This window comes from Neisseria sp. P0009.S007, from assembly GCF_051962515.1.
In genome coordinates, this window is the sequence record NZ_JBQCVF010001183.1 from 1 (window position 1) to 253 (window position 253).

General features: G+C 57.3%; 1 protein-coding gene. It reads right to left on the minus strand.

What is annotated here, in order from left to right; all coding sequences use genetic code 11:
* Positions 1-224, minus strand: a 224-nt coding sequence (locus ACTHS3_RS18230) for a type IV pilin protein (protein ID WP_440368830.1), incomplete at its 3' end; no start/stop codon positions are given.
* Positions 225-253: the final 29 nt, after the last annotated feature.

Below are 253 nucleotides of genomic sequence, written 5' to 3' on the forward strand. Positions count from 1 at the left end.
ATACAGAAACCGCCCGCCTCCTTCACCGGCAGTTCCGGCCACTTCGTCGACGTCAGCTTAAAGCTGCCCTTTTTCGTATAGAACTGCTCCATAAAGCGCGCATTTTCCAGCAGCGCTGCATGAGCCGCACGCAGGTTGGCCGAGCGGACCGATTCCCGATAGACCGTAAAGGCCGCCGTTGCCAAGATCGAAACCAGCAGCATCACCACCAGCAGCTGTATCAAGGAGTAGCCCCTCTGCACAGTTGCCCTAT